This window comes from Saccharothrix sp. NPDC042600 (assembly GCF_040647305.1).
Taxonomy (GTDB): Bacteria; Actinomycetota; Actinomycetes; order Mycobacteriales; family Pseudonocardiaceae; genus Actinosynnema; species Actinosynnema mutabilis.
Genome location: NZ_JBEZBW010000001.1, coordinates 1 through 15972, shown reverse-complemented (window position 1 = coordinate 15972; position 15972 = coordinate 1). Strand labels below are relative to the sequence as shown.

Below are 15972 nucleotides of genomic sequence, written 5' to 3'. Positions count from 1 at the left end.
CGGGGTGCCCGTGGCCGGTCTTCACGCAACCCTGCCCGTTCAGACCGGTTCGAGCAGTGCGGAAAGCCTGGTCACCCGGCCGTCCGGATCGAATTCGAAGTACAGGTAACGTTCGTTGACCTCGTACCGGTCGAAATTCGGTCCGACGCGTTCCGGACGACCCAGGAATGCCGCGACTTCAGCTCGGGTGGCAGTGGGCGACAATCCCTCCACGAGCGCGCTCGGCCGCGGGTAGACACCGTAGGTTTCGTCCTGGTCGTCTCGCTGCGTGCGCACCATGATCGAAACCAGGACGTCGTCTTCGAAGAGCAACTCCGTTCCGGCCGGCTTGAAGGTGAAGTACGTCGACTTCTCGCCGTCGAAATCGAACTCCTCGACCTCCATCCGGGGGCCCACGAGGGCGATCGCGTCGAGGATGCGATCGTCGCCCTGGCGGTTCCCCAGCACGTCCAACATCACGGCCATCTCACCGGTGATCGTGGTCATATCCCTCTCCTCCGATTCAGCTGGCGCATCAGGTCAATGGCCGCTTCGATGAACTCGGGCGAGTAGCCGTGATCGATGAGGTTCCTGCGGGCCGCAGCATAGTCCCTCTCCGCCGCCGCGGTGAGATCCGACGCGTCGATCTCGATCCGCTCCGGCGTGTTCCTACCGCGGAACGTCTCACTTCTGGCGTGCACCTCTTTCGGCACCTCGATCGCGACCCCCTGCCGGTGGATCTCCCGAGCCTCCTCCTTGGTCAGTTTGCGGTTGAGTTGCTTCTCCCTGGCCTTCTTGAGCGCGGCCGAGGACGGGATGTGGTCGTGCTCCAGCCCGTCGCCGACCCGCTCGCGTTTCTTGAGATCCGCGTACGTCCCGACATCGAGCGGCTTCACGGGATCCTTCGAGGCCCTGGGACTCGGGCGGTTGGGCGCGTTGTCCGGGGCGGCGTTCCGTGACGGGGTGCGCGGGGTGGCCCGTGGTGTCTGCAGTGGGTCGCGGTTCGGGGACGTCCTCGGCGCGTCGGGTGACGCGCGCAGGGGTTCCGCGACCGGGCGGTCGGGTGAGGTGCGCTGCGGGTTCTCGCGGGTCGGTGAGGTGCGCGGGTTCTCGGGGGTCGGCGACGGGCGGGACGGTGTTTCGGTCTGCTTCCGGTCCCGCGGTGCTGACGACCGACGCGTCCGGGAAGCGTTCTCGGCGGCCTTCTCCGCGGCCCTCTCGGCACGGACGGCGGCCGACCCGCCCCGGGTCGCGGCGGAGACGGCGGGGCGCGCCAGGTTCACGCCCTTGAGGGGTGTGGCGCCGACCGCCATGAGCCCGGCCTCGGCGGCGAAGTCGCCGCAGTTCTTGCCGCTGCCCAGGCAGTCCTTGCCGGTGCCGTAGACGTTGGTCCCGCCCATGCCCAGGGCGAAGTCCGAGGCCAGGGCGGCCGATCCGGCGACGGCCTGACCCAGTTCACCGGGCCGCAGCTTCCCGTCCTTGACCGACTCGCCCCACTGCTTGCCGAGGTCCTCGGTGTTGTGCTCGATCTGCTGCTTGCGCTGGAAGACCGTGACCGTGCGACCGTCCGAAGTGGACTTACCGTGCTCCGGTCCGAGCATCCAGCTGTCCCGCAACTGGTCCTTCACCTGCGGAGCGAGGTTGCCCTGCGACACCGCGACCGTCCGACCGTCGGCGGTCTCGCCGATCGAGACGCCGGCGTGGCGGGGATCGCGGGGCTTGCGCCAGTCCTCGACCTTCAGCGTCTGGCGCTGCGTGACGGGTTCGCCGTTGACGACCGTGTTCATGTCGGCCTCGACCGACTTGGACGTCGGGTGCAGGTAGCCGCTGAGCGGCATGTCGAGCACCGCCGACTGGCCGGTGCGCGCGTTGGTGACCCGCGTGTGCTTGTCGTCGACCTTCTCCACGATCTGGGCGTCGCGCTGGCCGACCGGACGTCCCGCGATGGCGTCGTGGTAGTCCACCATGCCCTGGGCGATCTGCATCTCCAGGTCACGCTTGGCCTTCCGCGCGGCCGTTCCCGGCGCCCCACCACGCTGCGACTCCGCGTACGCGGCACGGCCGGCCGCGGTGCGCTGGAGGTCTTCCATCGCCTTGCGGCGAGCCGCATACTCACGCGCCGTCTGCGACTCCTTCTGCGCCGCCGCCTCCGCCATGCGCAGCGACTGCGAGACGGCGGGCTGGGCCGGCGTGTGGGTGACCACGGTCGGCTTGGGCGCGGGCCGAATGGTGGGCTTCTGCCCGCTCGGACGCTGCGACTCCGCATACGCCGCACGACCGGCCGCCGTACGCTGGAGGTCATCCATCGCCTTACGGCGAGCCGCGTACTCACGCGCGGTCTGCGACTCCTTCTGCGCCGCCGCCTCCGCCATGTGCAGCGACTGCGAGACGGAGGGCTGGGCCGGCGTGTGGGTGACCACAGTCGGCTTGGGCGCAGGCCGAACAGTGGGCTTCTGCCCGCTCGGACGCTGCGACTCCGCATACGCCGCACGACCGGCCGCCGTACGCTGAAGGTCATCCATCGCCTTACGACGAGCCGCATACTCACGCGCCGTCTGCGACTCCTTTTGCGCCGCCGCCTCGGCTAACCGCAACGACTGCGGCATGGTGCCCGGCCTGGGGTTCGCCAGCGGTGACGGCACCCGTTGCGCCAAGGGCTTGCCGGTGGCCGGCTTGGACTTCGTCGCCTTGGCCGCATTCCGACGCACCGCCTCGTCGCGTGGGCCGCCCCGGGGGACCTGCGGTGTGGTGACGCCGATCGGCTTCGACACGACGAGTGGACGTGGCGCGGGCGGAACCGCGGCCGTGGACCGCTTGGCCGGGTTGCCGACCACGGCCTTGGTGTTGGCCGGCTTGAGCACCGACCGTATCCGCGGCGGCTTCACAACCCGCGGCGGCGCAACCCTCGGCGGCTTCACGACCCGGGGCGGTGTGACTCTCGGTGGATTCACGGCTCGGGGCGGTTGCGCCGGTCGCTGTGCCCTCGACCGCGAGGGGTTCGGCGCAGGCGGTGTCGGCTTGCGCTTCGACGCCTGCGGCGGCTTGGGCGGTGGCGGCTTCGGGACCGCCCTCGGCTTGGGTGCCGGCTTCGGCTTGGCGGCGGGCTTGGGTGCCGGCTTGGGCGTGGCCTTCGGCGGGGAAGCGGCCTTCGGTTTCGGAACCGCCCTCGGCTTGCGTGCTGGGCTCCGTTTGGGTGGCGGCTTCGGCTTGGCGGCGGACCTGGGCTTGGCGGTGGGCCTGGGCTTCGGCGCGGACTTCGGCTTGGCGACGGGCTTCTTGGCCTTCGCGGGCGCCTTCCTCGCCGGGGCGGCCTTCTTCTTGGGTGCCTGCTTGGGCTTGGGTTTCGCTGCAGCCGGCCGTGACGTGGTGTTGCCCTGCTTCGGCGCGGCCTCCGCCTCCTGGGCACCGAACGCGCCGAAGGCCAAGGTCAACAATCCACCCGAGGCGGCATAGAGCGCCGCCTGCCGCATCACCCTCCCCTTGGAAGTCACGACGGACTCCCCCACGCCGCGACCCCCTGCGGCCTGGTGCCGAACTCCTCCATGTCGCTCCTCCCTCAGGTCTCCGGACTCCTGAGCGAGGACGATCACATCGGCCGTTGCAACGGCGGTACAAAGCCGGTGGAACCCCGGTACACGGCGGAACAGGGCGTCGAACGCCGGCAGGCGAACGACCAGCTACAGCGTCCGTCCGTGCCTCAGCCGGTGCCGATCGCGGTCACGCCGCAAGAAACGCCTGGTCGTGGCCAGTGACGGTTCGAACTTCGGCGGCCAAGCGCGTGACCAGGGTTTGCGGAGCGCGATACCGCCGTGTGCACGGCCTCGTTCCAGGCCACGCACCGAAAGAGGCCGACTTCGGCTCCCGCTGAGGAGGTCGGGCGACACCTACGCATTCGACGTGGTGCGCGCGGGCGACGGGTGGCGGATCACCCGTGTCGTGATGACCCCGACGTGGGGCGAGGGCAACCGATGGTCGCCGCCCTCACGGCGGGCGCGCTGCCGGCCGGCGGTGTGGTGACGGTCGCGAGCAGCCGGGCATGCCGCGCCGCTGCGCTTGTCAAGTCATCGATCTGGTCCGGGCCGAAGGGCGGAACTCCAGGTACTGTCCCCGCCCCGGAAGGTGCACACCGTCGCCGTGGTGCGGTGTCAACAGTGCGGACGCGCCCCACGCGGAGACGCCACCTCACCGAGGCGAATAGCACGTCGTGGCCACATCCGACGGTGATCTGCTTGACGGCCAGGAACGGAGCAGTCGCAACGACGAAGCAGGGTCTTTCGCACCTACCGGGAGCCACAGGCGGCGAGGATCATTGGTCATCTCATCCCAGGAGGGGGCGCAGTGAACGACGTCGGGCCCGGGACGCTGAGCCTCCAAGAATGCTGGGAGGTGCTGGCCAACGCGAGGACCGGGAACTTCCTTTACACCCGCCATGCGATGCCGATGGCCCGGCCGGTGCCGATAAGCGTGTGGAACCGCCTCCTGATCATGGTGATGGACTCCACGGTCAGGGGACTGGTCATGCGCGCGGGTGTAGGGGGCGCCGCGCTACAGGTGGACGACGTGGACCATGCAACGTTGCGGGGCCGGTCGGTGAACGTCCACGGCGAGGCCGGGTTCCTGGACGACAAGGCATCGCCCACGCTGTGGGTCGCGGCCAGAAACCTGCCGAGGTGGGACGATGACGGGGTATACGGCTATGTCGTGCCCTACGACGTCACGGGTGAGCGATTCGACTTCGTGCCGCACGGCGACGGCTTGGTGTCGACCTAACCGGGGGCTGCCCCGGCGTCGCGTCCGATACGGTCGGTCGGAAGGCCCCTCGAGCGCGATGCAGGCATAAGCAGGCCAGCCACCGTCAGCATGGACGCATTCGCCGCCGACGCGCAACAGGGCAGTCACGCAACCTGTGCGATATCCATCGACGCGTGTACGCTCACCGAGCGCGACGGAGCCAGCACAATCCGCGCGGTCGAGCAACACCCGCACCGGACCTTCGCGTCCGGTGCCGGCTGCGACAGACACTGCCGCTTAGGTGTGAGGCAGCCAATCCAAACCGCGGGCGGCGGAATGCGTGATCAATCGCGACTACGGCTTCCCCGGATTTCGTTGCCACAGTCCATAAGCGTGATGCGTGGACATGCAAGAGGTGCTGTGCGTCGGCGGGCCAGAGGTGGACCACGCCCTCGTCTGAGACCCGACGTCGAGTCTGGTCGGGTTTGTCAATGTGTTGCACCCATCGCGTGTTGGGGTAGCCGCAGTCGTGAGGTGCGTCCGCCGGAACAGGGGCAGTGTGTGGTGTGGCGTAGTGTGCCGCCTTGCCCAAGGTCCTGTACGGTGCGGCGCACCTCACGACCGCGGGCCCGCTCCCAACCGGGCGGCTACCGCTAGCAGGTGGCATCGAATTGGAAAGCCGGCACGGTTTCTGTGTAGAGGCAGCCGGCGGGTCAGCGGTGATCGGTCAGGCTGCGTGGTCGGGCGCTGCCCCAGGCGAGCCCGTCGCTGATGGTCGCTTCGGCTTCGCGCACGCTCCAGCCGTCGACTCCGTTGTGCTCGGCGGCAGCGGCGTGCAACACCGCGCGGGCGTGGTGCTCGTCGAGTTCGCCGCCGCCGACCCATCGCCCGAGTCGGCCGGCGGCACGCAGCAGGGTGTGGTGTCGCTGCCTGGGAGGGGCGGTGCGCACCTTGTCGGCCTCGCCGGCGACGACGGCGTCGAGGTAGGCGGCCGGGTGGCGTGGTGTCCTCTGTGGTGCGCGGGGTGTCCTTGGTGGTTCGGGTGGGAATAGCAAGGGCACCAGCCATGGTGGTAGTGCCGCGATTGGCGAGTGGTTGACTGGTCGGTAAATGCCGGTGGTGTTCACGGATCCGGCGGCGACGACGAAACCGCCCGCGCCTCGGCTGTCGATACGCCAGCCGAGGCGCCCGACTGTGTTGCGCAGCTCCGGTTCGGCGGGCGCCCGAAAGTACAGGTGTAGGCCGTTGTTCGGGGTTCGTATGGTGTAGGTGTTAGCCGGGTAGGGGTGGCCGGCGATGTCGGCCAGGCGGGCCAGGACGTCGCGGCCGTGTCGCGCACCTGCCCAGTCGGGGGGTGGTTCGTGGCCGTGGGAGTCGTCCAGGTCGAGTACGTACAGCCCGCTGGGACGGCAGGCGATGCCGACGTTGTAGGGCAGCGATCGCCAGATCGCGCGGATTCGGTTCGGATCGCGGGTGGCGGCCGACTCCCATCCTTTGTCCTTGGGGACTTTGCTGCGTGGCCACAGCGGGATGACGTGGTGGCCGTCGCGTGCGGCGTCGAGCGCGACGCGCATCAGTCGCGGTAGAGCGCGTACGCGTGTTCTCGGAGTACGTGCTGTGCTGACGAGATTCAAGTCGGGTCTTGCCTTCCTGTGCTTCGCATCGGTGTCCGTGACGTCGGACCGCGCCTTGTCGGGCTTGGTCCGGGTATGGCGGCTCGGCGTGCCGAGCGTGGGATGGGTGGGCCGCGATCGAACCGGCCAGGGCGCTGAACGAACGCGGTGTTGGCAAAGGATCACTGGTTCGCACGGTGGGAACTGGAGGTCAGGGGCGGGCGGCGTTGTCGAATTCGTGGACGGCACGGTGTGACAGCGCGCGAACCTGGGCGATGATGTCGTCGTGGTGGGTTCCGGCGACGGTGGGCGGCAGGATCGCCCACAGGTCGGTGGCGGCGTGCCCCGCCTTCAGGTGTGGGGCGAGGAGGCCGTCGGTGATCGTGAGATCGATCGGCGGGATGTGGCGCGCTTTCGGGTCGACCATGAGGAGCCCGCTGCCGCGTACGGGCAGCGTGGTGATGTCGTTGACCGGGATGACGATGCGTTCGGCGCCGGCGACCGTGCCCAGCGACAGGTACTGCACCGGACCGGTCACCTGCAGGACCCGCACCGGCGGTGCCCAGGTGGGTTGGTTCAGGAACGCGATGACGTCGCCGGGTCCGACGCGGCGCAGAAGTTGGAGTTCGGTCGGCGCGGGTGAGAACAGCTCGGCCAGTGACAGTGCCAGCTCGCGTAGCGTCGCGGCGCGGTCGGCGGGGTTGTACCAGGCATCGGCGTCGTCGAGTTGCCGGGCGCGGTCGCGCAGCACGTGGACGGCCCGCCACGGTCGTCCTGCCAGGGCGGTCAGCGTCGCTTCGACGATGACCGCGGTGGATACGCCATCCTCGACGCGGGTTTCGGTGGGGCGCTGGTCACCGCGTCCGGTTTTGCGACCGCCGTTGAGTTCGGCGAGCGCGGCGCTGATCGAGCGCAGGAACGGTTCGGGTTTGCGGCCGTGCACCCAGGGCAGCGGTCCGTCCAGCAGCGTGCGTACGAGGGTGACGACGCTGTGGCTCGCGGCGTCGCGGGCGGGGGCGGCGGCCAGCGCATGCAGCATCGCCGCGGTGTGCAGTGCCCGCGCTCCCGTGGCCAGGTCCGGTTCGGTGCTGGTGCTGGTCGCCTGCAGTAGATCGCGCCAGGAGGCGACCTGCTTCAGGACCTGTTGCGGGGGCAAGCTCCAGTCGACCGGTGTTCCGGTGGTGCCGGGCAGTCGTTCCAGCGCGTCGATGTAGTCGGCGAACGCCTCGTCGGACAAGTCCAAGCCCGCGTGCTGAGCGTCGGCGCATCCCTCGGCGAGGTCGGCGAATCGGGGAAGGTGCGTGGCGGTGGTGATGTGGACGACGTGGCGTCGACCGAGCCGGGTGGCGCTGGTGGACCGCGCGGTGAAGCTGAGCAGGTGTCCAGTGGGCGACAGGCGCAGGTTGGTGGCGGAGCCGATCATGCTCAGCGTGCGTGCTCTGCCGGTTTCCCAGGACGTGGTGCCGTAGTCCGGCGTGGGCGGGGTGGCGTCGCGCAGGGCACGCAGCACTTCGCTGATGCTGGTCCACGGTGCTGGCGTGGACGCCTCGCGAATCAGGGCGCGTCGCTGCAGGAGTGGCAGTGGGGCGTCGGTGACGGGTAGGGGATCGAAGTCGGGTGTGGTGTTCACGGCTGGAAGTGCTCTCTGTCGTGGTGGTGTTGTTCGGGTGGGCGTGGTGTCGGTACGCGAGCCGGAAGCCGGCTCGCGTGGCGTGTGCTGGTGTTCGAGCCTGTGATCGCAGTGCCGACATAACGGCCGGTTGGGAGGTGCGCGGTTCCGCCTAGCCGCCGTCCGACCCGTGCCGGCCCTGCGATCGATGCGGTCCCGGTGGTCGAGTTGGCCGGCTTGCGGCCGACAAGGTTGGTTTACTTGGCCAGGGTCATCGCGCGGAGTGCGAGGTCGTCGAGTGCGTCGGCGCGGATCGGGTCGGCCACGGTCTGGCTGTAGCTGGTGATCGCGTGGGCGATGCCGGCCGCGGTGGGCTGGCCTCCGGCGATGAAGTGCCTCAGGACGCCGTCGCGTTCGGTCTCGGTGAAGCCGAGTTCCCGGCCCAGGACCCGCACGGTGGAGTGCGGCTCGGTGACCGGTGCCCCGGCCTGCTGTTCCAACAACTCCACCTGCTGGTCGAGGAACTCCGGCGACAACCACCGTCGCACGTGGTCGCGGGCCTGGGCCGCGATGACGTGCAACTGCTTGGCGATCGTGTCCTGCGACCAGCTCACCGCGCCGTCCTCCATCTTCTGCCCCAGGTGCACCTTGCGGAAGGCCAGCGCGGGCAGGGTGAGGCCGTTGCGGCAGATCCGCACGTACAGCTCGGGCTTGAAGGTCACCGACCCGGCGCCGATCTCGGAGTTGGAGAACCGGAATCCGGCGAACACGACCGGCTCCGTCCCGCGCTCGTACCCCAGGCCCTCGGCGGCGGCGATGCGACGTCCGGCTTCCAGGTCGGTGGTGACGCGCTGCCGGTCGGCCGCCAGGCCGGGGTCGGCGAACGGGTCGCGGTAGCCGGCCAGGAAGCGCGGTGCCAGTCGCTCGACGGCGGGCGAGTAGACCTTGCAGTGCATGGAGGAGTCGGTCAGGTCGCAGGAACGGATCTCGACCTGCACATCGGCCTGACGGATGCCATCGAGCACGGCGGTGAGCAGGTCGAGGTTGTCGATCATTCCGAACCGGTCCGACAGCATGGCGCGCAGCACTCCCGGCTCGCCGTCCTGGCCGCGGAACAGCCTCAGCAGGAACGACCGCGGGTCGGCCGGGTGGATCACGCTGGTCGCGCCGGCGGCGGTGCGCTTGGACTTGCCGTGCAGCAACCCGTTAATGTTGAGGTCGAACAGATCGGGCCGCTCGGTGCGCAGGCGGCGCAGGTACTTCTGGCCGATGTTCAGCTTGGCGGCAATGGTGGCGTCCGCGGCGGCGGTCGGCACGTACAGCCCGTCGACCAGGGTGACCCCGTGGTCGTCGACGACGGGCTCCACGCCGGACACTTCGATCGCCCCGTTGCGGGCCCGCAACGCGGTGGCCGGGGCGACCACGTCGATCTTGGCTGCGTGCTGGGCCTTGACCATGTGCAGCATGTGGTCGAAGGTGGCGTTGCGAACGGTGCTGGTCAGAGACACGAAGGGCTCCTTCTTCGTAGGGTTGGTCGACTTTCGGCCAGTCGGTTCGGCGGCGTGAACCCGGGGATCGGTGCACGGGCGTTGATTCGCTGTGACCTGTTGGACCGCGCCGAGGGGATGATTCGGTGTGGTGGCATCGGGTCCGGTGTTCACCGAAGCCGAGGCCGTCGAGCTGCCTGTGACAGGCGCAGCTGGCTCAGGATTCGCCGCTGGTGGCCGATGCCGGGCGCTGCGTCGTAGGCGTCGCGTAGGTGCATGGCGTGCCGGGCGTCGCTGGACCAGTTCGACGGCGTTGCGGAGTCGGGCCAGGTATGCCGCGGGCAGGAAGGCGATGATCTCGGAGTTGTGATCGGCGTTGAGGGCCGCGAGTTATCGGCCAACCGCCGGGCGGTGACCGCTCCCGGTGCCGTCATCGTCTGCTCGTAAGGTGCGATCTGCGTATCGGGATCGAGCAGTCCGTGACGTGCCGACAGGATCAACACTCTGGCGGGGATGCCTGCTTCAGTGACGAGAGCTGCTTCCTGCTCGACGACGGCGAGGCAGAACCGGAACATCGGCCCGGTGTAGAGCTGCCTGGCCGGTGCCGGGATGTCGAGTTTGGCGCGGCCGCACGGCACCACGAACAACTGTCGCGGCACATCGGTCGGTGCGGTGTCGGGCATGGGTCTCATCCGCCTTTCTCGGCCGGGCCGGGCGTCTGCCGATAGCGGCGTGCCGGTCGGGGGTGTCCACCGCGCGGACAGCGAGAGTCGGCACCACGCGGCGGAAGGTCAGGGGTTCCTGTGGGCATTGCGGTGCTCTTGCTTACGTGCGGTCTTGGGTGATCCCCGGCCGCAGGCTCGTGTTGCGGGTACCGGGCCGACGATGAGGTGACCACCGGGGTGGTGGGGCGCGCTCCTGCGTCACGCCGCGGGCGGGATGTTCGGTCGTGATGTGGCTGGACATCCCGCCCGCGAGTAGGGGGAGAGTGCGCACCATCGCCTCAGCGCGCCGGACCTGCGGCGGCCCGATGCGTGATCCGTGACTCCTCACCGGGAAATCACGGCCTGTTGCTCTGGTCGATCGCCGGGCCGGTTCGGCCCTGGCGAGGTTGGGTTCGCCTATGCGGTTCGCGGGAGCCAAGGCCCGGCAGGGACTCAGTCGTGCTTCTCGGCTGCCGGAAGTGGACAGGTGGCGTGCTCGATCCCGGAGCACCGCGGCCTGTGCTTCGGCGGTGGCTGAGGCGGTGTTGCCTGGATGCGTGAGCGCGGTCGCGGTCAGCGCTGCGGCTGCCCGGTGGAGGTGGGCGGCGTGGGCGTCCGGGTCGGTGTTGGACGGTGGGTAGGCGACGGCGGCGTTCCACAGGGCCAGCAGCACGGGGTGCAGGGTCAGCTCGGCGACCCTCGCGATAGCGTCGGCCTCCCGCAGTGTCAGTGACTGCGGGGCGTGCCGGGACCAGCGCTGGAGGAAGGCGGGGCGCGCCTTGTCGCGAACCTGGGCTGGTGCCGCGACGTAGAACTCCTCCAACGCCGGATAGGTGTCGGGCTGTCGCTCGGCCAGCCACAGTCGGGGGTGCTCGTCCTCGGCTCGCAGGGTGAGCTCCATGCGGTGAGCGAGGTCGGCCAGGAGATGCTCCATGGCCACGCGGTCGCCGTGGTGTACTGCGTGGACCGAACGCCACGCTTGGCCGGGGCCGGAGTAGATGCGGCGGACTCGGTACAGCGACCACCGTGCGTGCTTGATGTGGTTGTGCGCGAGGTCGAGTACCTCGCGGACTCCGTCGGCGCGCAGCCTGTCGGCGAGGCTGTTGCCGGGGCCGAACAGCGCGGCGTCTTTGTTGAGGGCGATGGCGACGAACTCGTCGACCACGTGCTTGGCGGCCTCCTCGGGCAGCCGGACGAACCGCTCGCGTTGCTCGGGCCACCCGGCGCGTGAGACGAAGCAGCATTGCCGACACAAGCTTTTGTGCCACGTGATGCCGAAGCGCGCGTATAGGTACTCCAGGCACTGCTGCCGTGACCAGCCTGCGGCGTGGATCGGGTAGATCGGTTGCCGTCGCCCGCCGAGGGTGATCGCCTTGTCGCCCTCGATCCGGCTTTCCTCCTGGGCGTTGAAGCCGATGGCGTGCAGGTAGCGGGTGGCACCGATCTCTGCGGAGCGCCACACGTCCAACGGGTGGCCCTTGGCCTTCAGCGAACACTTCCGGGTTCCACCGCGCTGAGGCAGGACCCCGTTGACGCGGTGTTCCTCGCTCAGGGCGTAGAAGTCGTTCTCGTCGGGGTCGGCGTGCAGCCGGTGCGGTTGGCGGGTGTCCTGGAGCACGACGATGCCGCCACCGTTCTGCGGCCGGGCTCGGGCGACCTCGACCAGGCGTACGTTCCTGTCCCGCAGCAACGGAAGTACGTACTTCTCCACCAAGGCGATCAGAGAACTCCACTCGTCGCCGGTCTGAGCGATGAGCACGACGAGGTTGGACAGGTCGTCGCGAAGTTCCGGCGGACGGAACTCGGGCTCTTCCAGGGTGCGCACCAGCCCGGCCGTCGATTCCGCGCCCATGCCGTAGCCCCACACCATCCACTCGGCGTCCGCGTCGTGGAAATCGGGCAGGGTGAACAGGACGTCGGTCATGAGTGCCTGCGGAGGACGACCGTGGCCCGGTCGGCGCCGGGCTTCGTGACCGTGGCGGTCCTGCTCGCCCGTGCCTGGCAGCGGTGGTCGAGCCGTTGTGCGTGGTCGAAGTGGTAGTCGGGCAGGGCGGGCATGGAGATGTTCCTCTCGTGTTGGGGCCGGGGCCAGGGGTGAGTGCGGCCATGGCCTGCACGGGCCGTGGTCGGTGCGTGCCTGCTGATGGGGTGGGGACCGCTGTGGTCGCGCCCGAGTGGCGTCTGCGGTGCCGGTGAGGTGGGGACACGTGGCGTGGTCCCGTGGGAGGTCGTTGACCGGGTGTTCGACGTGAAAGCGATTAGCCGAGCGCCGCGGGCGGTTCGGCGCGGTGAATGGGGCGAGTTCGAGCGGGACAAATCGGTGCGGAGAGTGGCGTCGCGGGGTGGTCACCGGTCGCCGGCCGGCACCTCGTCAGTGGTGCGCGCGCAGGCAGCATCGAGTCTTTGGCCTTGGCGCGTTCGGCCTGCGGGCACCGCTTTTGCGCGATCGGGTCGGTGTCTGATCGGGGGCGGGCTCGGCTACTCGGCGAGCCGTGCCTCGTCGGCCTCGTGTAACCCTCGCGGTGGGACGTCCCTCGATGCTTCGCGTTAGCGGCACGTCCGGCGCGTCGTGCTACGCGGGTGGACCGTGCGAGCGTCAGGCCGTACAGGGGTGATCTGCTTGCCCGCCTTCACGTCGACCGCATGTCCTGCGGTTTCCCGGAGGCATCCTCACTGCGTCGTGATCGACGCGGGATCGCTCTCTGGCTTGCTCCAGCACGGAACCGGTGACCTCGGTCGTCGTTGCGGCGCGGTCAGTCGTGGCGGGCGTCGCTTCCGTCGAGGCCGATTCGACCCGCGGCACCGGATCGGATCGGTGGTGCCGCCCCTGTTCGGCGGGGCGCGCACGGACGGCGGTGCCGCCGGAGGAAGGGACAAGCCGCGTGTAGTTCGCGGCTTGTCCCTTCCCCGGAGGTGCCGCAGAGTGCGCACGCCCCGCCGAACAGGGGCGGCACTACCGGCCCGGTGCAGCGGACTTCCCTGCTCAACGCGCTTCGTCTGCGGAGATCGGCCGGGCTCGGGTTTCGGCGGAGGCTGGGCCGACTGGATCAGGTCGGCACGGTCAACGTCGACTCGTTGGCTGATGGGTCCGCGACGTATTGAAGGGCGGCGACGTCAGGCCCGCTGCCAACACCGGTACCCCGCTGTCACCCGGCGGCGGCGCGCTTTGCCACGGCCGACGATGAGGTGGAATAGCGCTCCAGCAGAAGGCGTTCGTTGCGTGATCAACACCGTGCTGATTGGGTGCAACGCGCCGTGGGGTGTCAAAACCTCGGCACTGGCATGCTGAGCTGCGACGATCGCTCACGCTAGACCTCCACGGAATGATCGTGAGGTGTGGCGTTACGCTGCTCTACCTAATCTTCGTCCGATTCGGTGACTGGCCGGTTCCGCTCAGCCGTCCACCCGTGGTTAAGGACGTGGAACTGCTGCTGCGCTGGACCGGGAGCTGGCCCGGCAGGTGTACCCGAAGTTCCTCGACGCCCTCCAAACACGCAACACCATCGGCGATGGACGGTTCGAACGGCCGTTCCAACTGATCATCATCAACAACGACAAGCCCAAGTTCCGCGCCCTACAGGAGGTTCGCGCCCTCGACTACGGAGATGGGTTCGTCAGAGAACCTGGACTCGCCCCGCGGCATCCCGGAAGCAGACGTGCCCCTGCCCTTCGCCGACGACATCGCCGAGTAGGTCGGCCCAACGCGCGCCAATCGAACATATGTCGGTGTCGAGGGTGATGTCGACGAAGTGTTTGGCGCCGGTTCCGGTGGTGGTGGTGACGTGGTCGCCGATATGAATCTAGGTAATGGTTTCCATGCCGTCCACTACCACTCCTTGCCCTCGTTCTCGATTCACCACCTTCAATCTTACTCTATAATCAAAGACGGTTACCGATCACTTTTATCGAACAAATCGCGGTGACCCCTACCACTCTTGCCGTGCATTTACTCTAGCACTGTGGACACCCTCGCGGTCATCACGTCGGACACATCCGCTTCGCACAGCATAATAGTATTGAAAGGCACCTCTTTTGCGTACCTCTTGCCGAGTGGGTTAGCCCAGTTCCGTGACACTCGGATTAGGGTTGAGATAAGCGTCTCCCACTCGTCGTCGTGAGCTTTCAGGATTCGTTCTGCATTGTTGCAGATGAGGAGGTAGCTGTCGGCCTTGATCCAGTTGAGGTCGCCCAGGCAGTCGTTCAGTGCCGACCAGTTCCACCCGAAGTAGGAGGGAAACCCGTACGCGTCAGACAGCTGTTCGAAAACCTGATCTTCATCGGACATCAGGGCCCCGTCAACCCTTACAACGTGGTTGAGCCCCGCTGGCGGGTTCTTATCCAAGGACAATGCGGGAGCGTTTCGTGCGATCACATGAACGAAAGGCGAGGCGCTGGTCCACCAGGAATCTCGGATCACGATCCACTCCGAACGACGATAAAGGTCTGATAGTGTGTTCCGGTGTAGTATATCGAGCCATCAGACCCGGTCACAATTCTTTCCCCACCGGGCCTCGGGTTCGAGGCTGACTGTACCGTACCAAGCTCTCGGTATGAGATGCGACGCCCCGTCGAGTCGACTGAAGGTAGCCGATATCCACCACTTCTTCCATCATTCGCAAATTCTTTCCACACGCTGGGCCCGGCGAACTGTTCTCCAGCGCCTTGCGCCTCGACGCCGAATCGTTCAACATCTCGGATTACGCGAACCGTCTCGTCGGGAAGAATTTGGGGATTCCAGCCGGTCAACTTCGTAGAGTCACCAAGGACGGCTCCGGGAATCAACCTGCCCGCGTCCTGCGAGGCGCTTGCGGCCTCCTGAGTGCGCTTAAGAAGGCCGAGTGCTGAGCCTGTGCTTGCCCCGAGCTGTATTCCGGGGAGGAGGGCGTTGCTGGCGGCTGTTTCCTGGAGGGCCCGGCCGAATAGGCCGCGGCCGGCGAGTGCGGTGTAGCCAATGTCGCCGATGAGTTTGGCGAGTCGGCCGTAGGGGAAGAAGGCGAGGCCGACTTCGAGGACGAGTTCGGCGAAGGCTTCGGGGTTGTCGGTGCAGACTTTGTCGCGGCCGGCGTATTCGGTGCAGTAGGCGGCGCCGAAGCGGGTGGCGGTGGCGGCTTTGCCGGGGGTGGTGGCGAGGGTTTGCCAGCGTTGGTAGAGCCACTGTTGGCGGACGGTGGGGGCGGCGTTGCGGACGTCGTCGGGGATGGCCTCGGGGTAGGTGGGCAGGGCGCGGGAGGCCTGGGCGGTGATGGCCAGGATCTCGTCGAGGTGAGCGCGGATGTCGTCGAGGCTGCCGTCGCGGACCTGGTCGATCAGGCGTAGCAGGTGTTCGACGGTGGCCAGGGCGTGTTCGAGGTCGGCGCGGACGTCGTCGGTGACGCCGTGTTGTTCCAGTGATTCGACGAGGCCTTCGCGGAGTTTGTCGACGCCTTCGCGGCTGTCGGCGAGGGTGGTGCGAACTTGAGTGAGGGCCTGTTTCCCGGCGGCGGCGGCTTCGGCTTGGTAGCCGGCGAGGAGGGTGTCGACGTAGGCGTGGCCGATGTGATCGGCGTCGGTTTGGGCGGTGGTGGCGGCGTGGCGGGCTTGGGCGGCGTGTTGGGCGGCGGTGGCTGCGGCGTAGCCAGCTTGGGCGGCGGAGGCATCGGCGGTGTCAGCCCAGTGTTGGGTAGTGGCGGCTGCTGCGGTGGCGGTGGCGGCGGCCGCGCGGGCTTGGGCTGCGCTGGCGGTGGCCTGGTCGGCGCTGGCGGCGGCCTGGGCGGCCCACTGGTCGGCTTCGGCGGCGCTGGCAGCGGCTTGGGTGGCCCAGTGGTCGGCTTCGGCGGCGGCGTCGGGGGCGGTGGCGGCGGTGTGGGCGG

General features: G+C 68.4%; 12 protein-coding genes. 2 read left to right on the top strand and 10 right to left on the bottom strand.

The annotated features are described in order from the left end of the window. Window positions 1–39 precede the first annotated feature (39 nt). The gene (locus AB0A74_RS00060; protein ID WP_358246648.1) at window positions 40–486 is read right to left on the bottom strand and encodes a hypothetical protein; all 447 of its coding nucleotides are present in this window, start codon (window positions 484–486) and stop codon (window positions 40–42) included. Beyond that, on the bottom strand, window positions 483–2750 hold the full coding sequence (locus tag AB0A74_RS00055; protein WP_358246647.1) for a hypothetical protein: 2268 nt from the start codon (window positions 2748–2750) through the stop codon (window positions 483–485). The genes AB0A74_RS00060 and AB0A74_RS00055 overlap by 4 nt, the downstream gene beginning before the upstream one ends. Between AB0A74_RS00055 and AB0A74_RS00050 the strand changes: the two genes are divergently transcribed. Together AB0A74_RS00050 and AB0A74_RS00045 are read left to right on the top strand one after the other, a co-directional pair. Then, window positions 2725–3432: a hypothetical protein gene (locus AB0A74_RS00050; RefSeq protein WP_358246646.1), complete on the top strand. Its 708-nt coding sequence runs from the start codon at window positions 2725–2727 to the stop codon at window positions 3430–3432. The two genes, AB0A74_RS00055 and AB0A74_RS00050, sit on opposite strands and share 26 nt — an antisense overlap. Window positions 3433–4317: 885 nt before the next feature. Next, window positions 4318–4749 carry a hypothetical protein gene (locus AB0A74_RS00045; protein ID WP_358246645.1) on the top strand — a complete coding sequence of 144 codons (432 nt, stop codon included), beginning with the start codon at window positions 4318–4320 and terminating at the stop codon, window positions 4747–4749. A gap of 674 nt (window positions 4750–5423) precedes the next feature. Here AB0A74_RS00045 and AB0A74_RS00040 read toward each other — a convergent pair. From AB0A74_RS00040 to AB0A74_RS00005, 8 genes are all read right to left on the bottom strand, one after another. After that, window positions 5424–6284 (bottom strand): bifunctional DNA primase/polymerase, encoded by an 861-nt coding sequence (locus AB0A74_RS00040; RefSeq protein ID WP_358246644.1) that lies wholly within the window; start codon window positions 6282–6284, stop codon window positions 5424–5426. Window positions 6285–6534: 250 nt separating this feature from the next. Beyond that, window positions 6535–7953, bottom strand: coding sequence for a hypothetical protein (locus tag AB0A74_RS00035; protein ID WP_358246643.1), 1419 nt, complete (start codon window positions 7951–7953; stop codon window positions 6535–6537). 236 nt (window positions 7954–8189) lie between these two features. Then, window positions 8190–9440: a hypothetical protein gene (locus AB0A74_RS00030; RefSeq protein ID WP_358246642.1), complete on the bottom strand. Its 1251-nt coding sequence runs from the start codon at window positions 9438–9440 to the stop codon at window positions 8190–8192. A gap of 149 nt (window positions 9441–9589) precedes the next feature. Beyond that, the gene (locus AB0A74_RS00025; protein WP_358246641.1) at window positions 9590–10102 is read right to left on the bottom strand and encodes a DUF6884 domain-containing protein; all 513 of its coding nucleotides are present in this window, start codon (window positions 10100–10102) and stop codon (window positions 9590–9592) included. Between the two features lie 142 nt (window positions 10103–10244). After that, window positions 10245–12047, bottom strand: coding sequence for a hypothetical protein (locus AB0A74_RS00020; RefSeq protein ID WP_358246640.1), 1803 nt, complete (start codon window positions 12045–12047; stop codon window positions 10245–10247). Continuing rightward, window positions 12044–12181: a hypothetical protein gene (locus tag AB0A74_RS00015; RefSeq protein ID WP_358246639.1), complete on the bottom strand. Its 138-nt coding sequence runs from the start codon at window positions 12179–12181 to the stop codon at window positions 12044–12046. The genes AB0A74_RS00020 and AB0A74_RS00015 overlap by 4 nt, the downstream gene beginning before the upstream one ends. A 1888-nt stretch (window positions 12182–14069) precedes the next feature. Continuing rightward, window positions 14070–14540, bottom strand: coding sequence for a barstar family protein (locus AB0A74_RS00010; RefSeq protein WP_358246638.1), 471 nt, complete (start codon window positions 14538–14540; stop codon window positions 14070–14072). After that, window positions 14537–15972 (bottom strand): ribonuclease domain-containing protein (locus AB0A74_RS00005; protein WP_358246637.1); only part of this gene is annotated, 1436 nt, incomplete at its 5' end. The genes AB0A74_RS00010 and AB0A74_RS00005, both read right to left, overlap by 4 nt.